This window comes from Roseateles sp. (assembly GCF_031397715.1).
Classification (GTDB): Bacteria; Pseudomonadota; Gammaproteobacteria; order Burkholderiales; family Burkholderiaceae_C; genus Paucibacter_A.
On sequence record NZ_JANNMI010000262.1, the window covers coordinates 1 to 7577 of the forward strand.

General features: G+C 64.6%; 7 protein-coding genes. 5 read left to right on the plus strand and 2 right to left on the minus strand.

Annotated features, from left to right (window positions below; genetic code table 11):
• The coding region (locus tag RMO57_RS11460) for a hypothetical protein (protein ID WP_310386722.1) at positions 1 to 355 on the plus strand (355 nt) is incomplete at its 5' end.
• A gap of 60 nt (positions 356 to 415) precedes the next feature.
• Here the strand turns inward: RMO57_RS11460 and RMO57_RS11465 are convergent.
• The gene (locus RMO57_RS11465) at positions 416 to 679 is read right to left on the minus strand and encodes a hypothetical protein (protein ID WP_310386723.1); all 264 of its coding nucleotides are present in this window, start codon (positions 677 to 679) and stop codon (positions 416 to 418) included.
• Between the two features lie 217 nt (positions 680 to 896).
• On the opposite strand from RMO57_RS11465, the gene RMO57_RS11470 reads away from it, so the two are divergent.
• The 4 genes from RMO57_RS11470 (at position 897) to map (ending at position 6136) form a co-directional block, all read left to right on the plus strand.
• Complete coding sequence (locus RMO57_RS11470; RefSeq protein WP_414896411.1) at positions 897 to 3023, plus strand: S46 family peptidase; 2127 nt, start codon at positions 897 to 899, stop codon at positions 3021 to 3023.
• A 109-nt stretch (positions 3024 to 3132) separates the two neighbouring features.
• Positions 3133 to 5022 (plus strand): acyl CoA:acetate/3-ketoacid CoA transferase, encoded by a 1890-nt coding sequence (locus tag RMO57_RS11475; protein WP_310386732.1) that lies wholly within the window; start codon positions 3133 to 3135, stop codon positions 5020 to 5022.
• Positions 5023 to 5063: 41 nt separating this feature from the next.
• Positions 5064 to 5294, plus strand: a complete 231-nt coding sequence (locus tag RMO57_RS11480; RefSeq protein ID WP_310386726.1) for a ParD-like family protein — start codon at positions 5064 to 5066, stop codon at positions 5292 to 5294.
• Positions 5291 to 6136, plus strand: a complete 846-nt coding sequence (gene map, locus RMO57_RS11485) for a type I methionyl aminopeptidase (protein ID WP_310386727.1) — start codon at positions 5291 to 5293, stop codon at positions 6134 to 6136. The genes RMO57_RS11480 and map overlap by 4 nt, the downstream gene beginning before the upstream one ends.
• A gap of 6 nt (positions 6137 to 6142) precedes the next feature.
• On the opposite strand, the gene RMO57_RS11490 is transcribed toward map, so the two are convergent.
• Positions 6143 to 7577: YfcC family protein (locus tag RMO57_RS11490; RefSeq protein WP_310386730.1), on the minus strand; the 1435-nt coding region annotated here is incomplete at its 5' end.

The following is a 7577-nucleotide window of genomic DNA, read 5'->3' on the forward strand; positions in this document are numbered from 1 at the left end:
GGTTCTCATGAGCAATGTTTATCGCCTGACGCCAGATTTGCCGCTCAGCGCCCCGATCTACTTTGATCTGCCGGAAGCTTGCGCCGATGAGCTTTTTTTGCGCCCGCAGTCCGCACTCGAATTTGGCTCGCCCATCGTCGGGCCGGTGGACGGCGGCGATCTGCAGCGTTTTCAGGCGCTGATGGCGTGCGAAGGTTTGGCCTTGCAGCCGACCCGCATGCTCTATGACCGCCTCTACGCTTGCGAACGTTTGGCCCAAGGCCACGCCAGCGCCAATGCGGCCCTGCGCGAATTGGCGATGCGCATGTTCAATAGCTATCAGCAAGCCGGCGAATGGATAGGCTTGATTCACTGAGCGAACAGTGAACGCGACGATCACAAAGCCCTCCGCGTGAGGGCTTTGTTGTTGGCGGGCTCAAAGCGCCGTCAGCCAGTCGCAACGCAGGCGCCCGCTGCGGTGCAGGCGCACTCGCCAAGAAGCATAAAAGCCCGGTAGCAAAAAGCCCGCCGGGCACAAGGGCAGCAGCAGCCAGGCATGCATCAGCAACAGCGCCGGCAGCGCCACCCAGCCGAGCACCCAGGCCGTCAGCACCATATCCCAGGCACACAACTCCAGCGGATGACGGCGCCCATGCAGGAGCAGCCAGTGCTTGATCTGAGTCAGTTGGATCAGGGTCATGGCAGGGCTCCCAAGTTGAAAACGCCTTGACGTCAGTTTCGTGTCAGCTCAAGTTTGGGTCAAGGCTGGGGGAACATCCAGTCGAATGTCCGTACAGCCTTACTTTTGGCAGGGGTGCGGCGCTGGTGTAGGCTACTGCCCTGTTTGAAAAGGCTTGCTTCTCGTGCATATCAAAAAAATATTTAAACTCCTGAGTTTTGCCGCGGCCCTGGCCGCCATGGCGCCGCTGCAGACGCGGGCCGCCGAAGGCATGTGGATGCCGCAGCAATTGCCGCAAATTTCCAAGGCCTTGAGCGCTGCCGGGCTGCGGATCGACCCCAGCCGGCTGTCGCAGCTGACCGAATTTCCGATGGGCGCCGTCGTCAGCCTGGGTGGCTGCACCGCGTCTTTCGTGTCGCCGCTGGGTTTGATCGTGACCAACCATCACTGCGCCTACGGCAGCATCCAATACAACTCCAGCGCGCAGCGCGATTTGCTCCAGCAAGGCTTTTTGGCCGCCGGCTTGAGCGAAGAGTTGCCCGCCGCACCGGGCAGTCGCGTTTTCGTCACGGTGGCGGTCAGCGATGTGAGCGAACAAGTGCTGGATGCCAAGACCCAGGCGCTGGCCGGCAAGGCCCGTTTCGACGCCATCGAGGCGGGTCAGAAGCGCCTGACCGCGGCCTGCGAGGCGGACAGCGGCCATCGCTGCCATGTCGCCAGCTTTTATGGCGGCCTGCAGTACCAGTTGATCAAGCAGATGGAGCTGCGCGATATCCGCCTGGTGCATGCGCCCGCACTGGGCGTGGGTCTGTTCGGCGGCGATGCCGACAACTGGATGTGGCCGCGCCACACCGGCGACTACAGTTTCTACCGCGCTTATGTAGGCCCGGACGGCCGACCGGCCGACTTCCACCCAGACAACCAGCCGTTTCAGCCCAAGCACCACCTGAAGCTGGCCAGCCAGCCACTCAAGGAGGGTGACTTTCTGATGGTCGCCGGCTACCCCGGCGAGACCAACCGGCACCGCCTGCCGGCCGAGGTGGACTTCACCTTCTCCTGGCAGCAGCCCAGCCAGATCAAGCTGATGGGTGAGCAATTGGCCTTGATCAAGGCCGCCACGCAGGGCCGCCGCGACGCCGAGATTGCCGTGGCCGACCGGGTCGCCGGGATTGCCAATTACCACAAGAATATGCAGGGCCAGCAGGCCAGCTTCGACGGCAGCGACATCTTGGCCCGCAAGTCGCAAGCCTTTGCCGAGTTGAAGGCCTGGGTGGCGGCCGATGGGGTCGCCCAAGCGCAATACGGCGCGGATATTGCGCGGGTTGAGCGCTTGCTGGCACAAAGCCAAGAGATCGCCCGCGCCGAGCAATTGCTGGACTACACCTCGCCGCGCCTGCTGGCGGCCGCGCGCAGCCTGTACCAGTACGCGCAGCAGCAAGCGCGGCCGGATGCGCAGCGTTTGCCCGGCTACCAGGCCCGCGACAGTCTGCGTTTTGCTCAAGAGCTGGAGACGCTGCAGCGTCGCTATGACGAGCCGGTCGACAAACAACTGAGCGCGCATTTCTTGGCCCGCTACCTGGCCTTGCCGGCGGCGCAATTGAACCCGTCTTTGCTGGCGGCGCTGGGCCTGCAGCCCGGCATGACGGAAGCGGCCGTCAAGACGCGCTTGGACGCGCTCTACGCCGCCAGCCAGCTGCACCAGCAGGCCGAGCGCATGGCCTGGATGCAGCGCGATGTGGCGGCCTTCAAGGCCAGCTCTGACGGCTTCATCAAGGCCGCGGTGGCGCTGTATGCCGATGACGAAGCACGTGAGGCGCGCGACAAAGCGCTCAGCGGCCAGCTGGACCAAGCCTATGCCAGCACCATGAAGGCCTTGATCGCTTTCAAGGCCAGCAAGGGCTTGGCCGTTTACCCGGACGCCAATAGCACGCTGCGGGTCGCTTTTGGCCATGTCCAGGGCCGCAAAGGCGCGGTCGACGGCGCCGATTGGCAGGCCTTCACAACGCTGCGCGGCATCGCGGCCAAGCACACCGGCGAGGGCGAATTCAATGCCCCGGCGCAGCAATTGGCGGCCATCAAGGCGCGCCAATTCGACCGCTACAAGGTGGATAGCCTGGATTCGGTGCCGGTGAACTTCCTAGCCACCCTGGACACCACCGGCGGCAACTCCGGCTCGCCGGTCTTGAACGACCGCGCCGAGCTGGTGGGCCTGCTGTTTGACGGCACGCTGGACAGCGTCATCGACAGCTGGGATTTCGATGTACAGAAGTCGCGCAGCATCTGCCTGGATGCGCGCTACATGCTCTGGCAGATGAAGGTGGTGGACAAGGCCGATCGCTTGCTGCGGGAGATGCAGGTGCTTTGAATTTGCGGCGACACTGCAGCCTGGAGTAACGATGACACCAGCCGCACAAAGCCAGCCCGGGGACAGCCCACGCGCGCAGCGCCTAGCGCAGCTGCATGCGCTGCAGACCATGGAGCATGGCAAGGTGGTGGCCGCCGCCGAGGCCGTGGCGCTGATTCATGACGGCGACTGCGTCGCGACCTCGGGCTTTGTCGGCATCGGCTTCGCGGAGAACCTGGCGCTGGCGCTGGAGGCGCGCTATCTGCACAGCGGCCGGCCGCGCGACTTGAGCCTGGTCTACGCGGCGGGCCAGGGCTACGGCAAGCAGCGCGGGCTCAATCACTTCGGCCACAAGGGCCTGCTTCGGCGCGTCGTCGGCGGGCATTGGGGTCTGGTGCCGGCGCTGCAAAAGCTGGCCTTGAGCGGCGCGATCGAGGCCTGGAATCTGCCGCAGGGCGTGATCAGCCAGCTCTACCGCGACATCGCCGCCGGCAAGCCCGGCCATCTGAGCCGGGTCGGCCTGGACACCTTTGTCGACCCGCGTCATGGCGGCGGCGCCGTCAACGCGCGCAGCACCGAGGCCTTGGTGCGCTTGATGGAGATCGACGGCGAGCCCTATCTGTTCTACAAGGCCTTCCCCATCGATGTGGCCCTGCTGCGCGGCAGCACGGCCGATGCCGACGGCAACATCACCATGGAGCGCGAGGCGCTGACGCTGGATTCACTGGCCATCGCGATGGCGGTGCGCAATAGCGGCGGGATTGTGATCGTGCAGGTCGAGCGGCTGGCCGCCAACGCCAGCCTGAACCCGCGCCAGGTCAAGATCCCCGGCATCCTGGTCGACGCGGTGGTGCTGGCCGAGCGGCCCGAATTCCATATGCAGACCTTTGTGGAACCCTATAGCCCTGCCTTTGCCGCCGAGCTGCGGGTGCCTCTGGCCGCGGTGGAGCCTATGGCCATGAGTCTGCGCAAGGTGATTGCCCGGCGCGCGGCGCTGGAGTTGAGGACGCACGATGTGGTCAACCTCGGCATCGGCATGCCCGAGGGTGTGGCGGCGGTAGCGGCCGAAGAACACATCATCGACCTGATCACGCTGACCACCGAGGCCGGCGTGATCGGCGGCATTCCGGCCGGTGGCCTGAACTTTGGCGCGGCGGTCAACACCCAGGCGGTGATTGATCAGCCCTATCAGTTCGATTTTTACGACGGCGGCGGCCTCGACTTGGCCGTCTTGGGGCTGGCGCAGGCCGACGCGCAAGGCAATGTCAACGTCAGCCGCTTTGGCAGCCGCCTGGCCGGTGCCGGCGGCTTCATCAATATCAGCCAGAACGCCAAGCGGCTGGTCTTCGTCGGCAGTTTTTTGAGCAATGGCGTGCCCAAGTTCTTGCCCAACGTGGAGCAGCGCACTTTCTCCGGCCGCGAGGCGCTACGGCGTGGCCAGCAGGTGCTTTATGTGACCGAGCGCTGCGTGCTGCAACTCGGGCCGGAGGGTTTGATCCTGACCGAGGTGGCGCCCGGCCTGGATTTGCAGCGCGATGTGCTGGACCTGATGGGCTTCAGGCCCTTGATGCCGACCGCGCCGGTGGTCATGGACGCCGGCTTGTTCGGCGACGTCGCGATTGGTCTGCGCGCGCGGCACTTGATGCTGCCGCTGACTGAGCGCTTCAGCTATGACGCGCCAACGCGGCAATTCTTTCTCAATTTCGAACGCCTGGCGGTGCGCTGCGTCGACGATGTGGAGGCGATTCGTGCCGAGGTGGAGCGGCGCCTGGCGCCGCTGGGCTCACGCGTCTGGTGCGTCGTCAACTACGACCATTTCCATCTGGACCCGCAGGTCGCCGATGCCTATGCGGCGATGGTGCGTGAGCTGAGCGATCAGTTCTATGAAAACGTCACCCGCTACGGCACGGCCGGCTTCAACCGCAGCTTGCTGGGCGCCGCCTTTGCCGCACGCGGCCTTGAACCGCAGATGTATGACTCGGCCGAGCAGGCGTTGTTGGAGGTCAAGGGCGGCGATTAGGGGTCAATACGAAACGTATCTGTTTCGTATATGATTGCGGCATGGGAATCGTCAAAATTTCAGACCAAATGCATGAGAGCCTGCGCGTCGCCAGCAGCGCACTTTCTCGTTCGATCAACGCGCAGGCCGAGCATTGGATGCGCATAGGCTTGCTGGCCGAGCTGCACCCCGACCTCGATCACCGCGAGATCTCTCTGTTGCTGATCCGTGCCGAGCAGGCCGGTGGGCTGGATCTGGTGTCGGCGTCCGCGCAACGGGAGGTGCGGCCGTGAGGGGCAGCCCGGTCAAGCTCCGCACGGCGGACGAGATCGTCAAAGCCAAGGAGGCCGGCCGCCTGGCGGCCCTGGTCTTGCAGATGATCACGCCCCATGTGCAGCCCGGCGTCAGCACCGATGCGCTGGACAAGCTCTGCCATGACTACATCGTCGACGAGCTCGGCGTCACGGCGGCCAATATCGGCTACCACGGCTATCCCAAGACCCTGTGTTCATCGGTCAACGAGGTGGTCTGCCACGGCATCCCGTCGCCGACCAAGATCCTCAAGGACGGCGACATCGTCAACCTTGATGTCGCCTTGATCAAGGACGGCTGGTTCGGTGACACCAGCCGCATGTATTTTGTCGGCGAGCCCAAACCGCTGGCGCGCCGCTTGGTCAATACCACCTATGAGGCCTTGCGCGCCGGCATCCTGAAGGTGCGCCCCGGCGCCACCCTGGGCGATATCGGGCATGCGATCCAGAGCGTCGCGCACCGCGAGGGTTTCTCCGTCGTGCGCGAGTACGGCGGGCACGGCATTGGCGACGTCTATCACGACCAGCCCCATGTCAACCATTTCGGCCAGCCGGGCGAGGGCATGAAGCTGCAGGCCGGCATGATCTTCACCATCGAGCCGATGATCAACGCCGGCAAGCGCGGCGTCAAAGAGCTGGCCGATGGCTGGACCGTGATCACCCAGGACCGCAGCCTGTCGGCGCAGTGGGAGCATATGGTGCTGGTCACCGCCAGCGGCTTCGAGCTGCTGACCGCTTGGCCCGAGGGTTATGGCGCTTACCCAGCGATTGCCTCAGCGATTGCCCCGGCGATTGCCCCAACGATTGCCCCGGCGATCAGCTGACCGGCCCTATTCCAGCGTCGCCGCGATGCCGATGATCAGCGTCGACACGGCGAACAAGGCCAGCAGTAGCGGCCAGACGAAGCGCAGATATTTGTCGTAGCCGACCTTGGCGATGGCCAGTCCGCCGACCAGCACCACGCTGGTCGGCGCCATCAGCAGCGCCAGGCCATGACCCATGATCCAGGCGGTGATGGTGCTGGCCCGGCTGACCTGGGCGAAGTCGGCCAAGGGGGCCAGCAAGGGCATCGCCAAAGCGCCATGGCCGGAGCTGGACGGGATCAAAATGGCCAGCGGGATGTTCACCAGCACCGTCAAGAAGACGAAAAAGCCCGCCGACGCGCCGGTCACCAAGCGCTCCATGGAATGCAGAATGGTGTCCAGCGTCTGCGTGTTGTTCATGATCACCGACACCCCGCCGGCCAGCAGCACCACCATCGCCGGGCCCATCATGTCGGAGGCGCCGGCGGCGATCAGGCGCACTGTCTCCTTCTCGCCCATGCCCGCCACGATGCCGACCAGCACCGAGGCCAAAATGAACAGCATGGCCAGCTGCGGAAACCACCAGTTCAGCTCGAACCAAAAAGGCGTGGCACCCACCACCTCGTGCAGGCCGTAATAGTCGGCCGCGGCGGCACGGCCACCGATCACGCTGGACCAGGGGATGACCGAAAAAATCATCAAGCCGAAGGCCAGCGCGGTGATCAGCAGCACCCATTTTTGCGTGCCCGTCAACTGCGCTTGCGCCTCATTCGTCGGTGCTTCCTCCGCAGCGTCCCAGCCCACCAGCGAGGCTGTCGGGTCGCGGCGCACCTTGGCCGCATAGCGCAGCACCCAGCCTATGGACATCGCGGTCAGCACCACCCACAGTACAAAGCGCAGGCCGATGCCGTCGCCGATCGAGATGCCCGCTTCGCCGGCCGCCACGCCGATGGAGAAGGGGTTGACGGTCGAGCTCATCACGCCGACCAGGGCGCCGATGATGATCATGGCGGCGGTCACCAGCCTGTCATAGCCGAGCGCGCCCATCAGTGGGATGAAGAGCGCGTAAAAGCCCAGCGTCTCGACCGAAAACCCCATCGTCGAGCCGAGCAGCGAGAACAGCGTCATGACGGCGGCAATCAGCATCCAGCCATTTTCCCGCAGCCGGTCGGCGAGTGCGGCCACGGCCACCTCGAGCGCGCGGGTGGCGAAGCTGACCGAAATGAAGGCGCCGATGGACATGATGAACACGATCACGCCGATCTGCCCGAACATGCGGCCGACGGTTTCGCTGTCAACCCGGTGGGTTTTGGAGTTATGCAGGCCGTAGACACCGTTGACCGGCGCCAGCACCAGTTGCTCGGTGGCTTCTTTGAGCGTCAGCGGGGACGCCAGCTGCAGGAACGTGCCTGGCATCGGAGAGACCTCGGCGTCGAGCTGATAGAGGCCGGACGGGAAGAAC

Excerpts from the sequence above, each read along its gene's own strand:
- RMO57_RS11465 (WP_310386723.1), bottom strand. The coding sequence starts at position 679 with ATGACCCTGATCCAACTGACTCAGATCAAGCACTGGCTGCTCCTGCAT.
- RMO57_RS11470 (WP_414896411.1), top strand. The coding sequence starts at position 897 with ATGGCGCCGCTGCAGACGCGGGCCGCCGAAGGCATGTGGATGCCGCAG.
- RMO57_RS11475 (WP_310386732.1), top strand. The coding sequence starts at position 3,133 with ATGGAGCATGGCAAGGTGGTGGCCGCCGCCGAGGCCGTGGCGCTGATT.
- RMO57_RS11480 (WP_310386726.1), top strand. The coding sequence starts at position 5,064 with ATGGGAATCGTCAAAATTTCAGACCAAATGCATGAGAGCCTGCGCGTC.